Source organism: Acidovorax sp. KPB24-07 (assembly GCF_057543315.1).
Map to the genome: position 1 here is coordinate 1 of NZ_BAAJYS010000397.1, position 2933 is coordinate 2933.

At 70.6% G+C, this 2933-nt stretch carries 2 protein-coding genes; both read right to left on the reverse strand.

The window, feature by feature from the left end; translation table 11 throughout:
* A partial coding sequence (locus AC27IQ_RS21585; protein ID WP_487090732.1) for a sensor histidine kinase occupies window positions 1-1664 on the reverse strand: 1664 nt, incomplete at its 3' end.
* A gap of 47 nt (window positions 1665-1711) precedes the next feature.
* On the reverse strand, window positions 1712-2933 hold a 1222-nt coding region (locus AC27IQ_RS21590), incomplete at its 5' end, for an ABC transporter substrate-binding protein (protein ID WP_487090733.1).

Sequence of the window (2933 nt, forward strand, 5' to 3'; positions counted from 1 at the left end):
TCGGTGAACTTGATGGCGTTGTTCACGAAGTTGACCAGCACCTGCCCGATGCGGTGCGGATCGCCCAGCAGGTAGGGTGGCACGCCCTCGGCCACTGCCACGTGAAAGCGCAGGCCCTTGGCCTTGGCCTTGTCGTCGAACAGTTCCGACAGGTCGGCGAGCAGGGTGGGCAGCTCGAACGGCACGGTTTCCAGCACGAGGTGGCCGCCGTCGATCTTGGAGAAGTCGAGCGTGTCGTTGACGATGCCCAGCAGCCGGCGGCCGGCGCGGTACATCTGGTCCATGCGCTCGCGCTGCGGCGGGGCCAGGGCCTCGTCCTTGAGCGCGAGCTGGGCCAGGCCCAGGATGGCGTTCAACGGGGTGCGGATCTCGTGGCTCATCACGGCCAGGAAGGTGGCCTTCTCTTCGGCGGCCTGGGCCAGCGCGCGGGCCTGGTTCTTCTGCTCGGTGACGTCCAGCCACACGCCGTTGAACAGCACGGCGCCATCGGGCAGGCGCCGCGCGGTGGCCAGGGTCTTGAGCCACCGCGTGCGGTCGCCGTGCGCCACCTCGACGTCGAAGTCCAGCGGCTGCAAGGTGCGCAGGCTGTGCTCGAAGCGCTCGCGCAGCGCGTCCTGCCCGGACGGCGGCAGGCCGTAGGTCTGCTCGACGGGGCCTTCCAGGCGCAGCAGTTCGTGCGCGGGGCGGCCCTGCAGTTCGGCGGCCTTGTCGCTCACGAAGAGAAAGCGCTGCCAGCCATCGGGGCGCACATGCATCTGGAACACGGCGCCCGGGATGGCGCCGGTCAGGTCCACGAGCTGCTCGGACAGGCGGCGCGCCTCGGCGCTCGCGGCCACCTCGATCGCCAGGCGGTCGGCGCGCTGCATGCTTTCCTTGAACACCTGCAGCGCCTTGGCCATGGTGCCCACTTCGTCGCGCCGCTCGGTGCCGGTGACGGTGTCGTCGTATTCGCGGTCGGTGAGCCGCTCCATGTGCCGCGTGAGCCGCAGGATGGGGCGGGAGATCTGGAAGACGGCCACCCAGGACGACAGCGCGATCACCAGGGCCAGGCCGATGCCCACGGCCAGCGCGGTGGTCAGGATGGTGTCGCGCGTGACCTGTCCGAGCCGCACGGACGATTCCTGGAACTGCGTGACGGAGTCGTTGCGCTGCTGGTTCATGTCCCGCTGCAGCGCGCGCAGGGCGGGCTCGAACTCGCCGTGGATGATCTGCAGTGCCCGGTCGCCACGCCAGCGCGATGCGGCGTCGACGATGCGCGCGGCCAGCGCGAAGGCCGCCGTAGCGCGCTGGCGGATGGACTGCAGCTGCGCGGCATTGGCGGGCACCAGGGCTTCGGTGGTGTCGATCTGCTGGTTGAACTGGGCCTGCAGCTGGGCCAGGCGGGTCAGGGCGGCGCGCATGGTGGCCTCGTCCTGCTCGGTCAGCACGGCATACACGAGGCGGCTCGATTCACTCAGCAGCAGGGCGGCATCGCCGATGTGCAGCGCGCTCTGCGCCTCGCGCTCGATCAGCGCGTTGTATTGCTGGTCGATGCCGCGCATCTTGCTGGTGGCGTAGAGCATCGATGCCGTGGAGATGACACCCATCAGGCCCACGAGAAAGACGATCTTCGCGGTGAGCGGCAGGTGGGAGAAGGACCGCAGGACATACCGGGACAAGGACATGGTCGCTCCGTGGAAGGGTGGGCGCAAAAGCGGCGTGCGGGTGGGGGTCAGGGCTTGCGGGCGATGGCCGCGCGCAGCGCCGCCACGGCGCCGGGTGTGTCCAGCCGCCCCTGCAGGTGGCGGGTGACCACGTCGTAGACGGCGGCCTTTACCGCGGAGGGATGGGCATTGCCCATGGCGATGGAGCCCATGAGGGTGCGGCGCATGTTGGCGCCGCGCAGGTCGATGATGGCGCCCTGGCCGCAGCGGTTGAACGGGGCCTGCTGCACGTCCACGCGCGCGGGCGCCGCGCCGGTGCGCACGTTCACGGCCACCTGCAGGTCCGGGTCCATGAGGATGGAGGCGAAGCGCTCCTGCGCCGCGCGCTGGCGTGCGGGCTGCTTGAAGAAGACGAACTGGTCGCTGTTGAAAAGGTACATGCCCTGGGTGTCGGGAAAGCGCCAGCACTGGTAGTCGCGGTCGGGCAGCATGCCACGCACCTTGAACTCGCCGTCCACCCAGCTCCCCTGCACCTGCAGGAGGGCCTGCCCGCCGGCGACGAGGTCGGTGGCCTGGTCCCAGCGGCGGCGCATGAAGCCCGCGTCCAGGTACCGGGCCAGTTGCCGCATGCGCTCGAAGATCACGGTGGTGACCGGGGCGTCGAGCGCGGTCGGGTCCAGGTCGAGAAAGGCGCGCCGGTAGAACGCCGCGCCGCCGGTGCCGGCCGCGACCGATTCGAACAGCAGCGTGTGTTCCCACGCTTCCTTGCCGATGGCCAGCGGCTGGATGCCGGCGGCGCGGGCCCGGTCCAGCAGGGCGATCAGGTCGTCCCAGGTGTCGGGCGGCGCGGCGGCTCCCAGCCGGCGCGCCAGGGACTGGTTGACCCAGAGCCAATTGGTGGAATGCGCGTTGAACGGGGCCGCCACCCACTGGCCCTGCCATTTGGAGAGCTGCTGGATCTCGTTGGGGACGACCTCGTCCCATTCCTCGCGCGCGGCGACGTCGTTCAGGTTGTCCAGCAGCCCGCGCCGCGCCCATTCGTGGATCTCGTAGCCGATCATCTGCGCGGCGGTGGGCACCCGCCCCGCGCGCACGCGGGCTGCCAGCACGTCGGTGTAGCGCGCGGTGCCGCTGCCGGGCGAGAAGTCTTCCTTCCAGGCCAGGCCCCGCTGGCGCGTGAAGTCGCGGATCGCGTCCATGCTGGCGCGCTCGCCGCCCGCCACCCACCAGTGGAACACCTCCACGCCCGCCGGCTCGCTGCGGGCGGGCCCGGCCAGCGCGGCCCAGCAG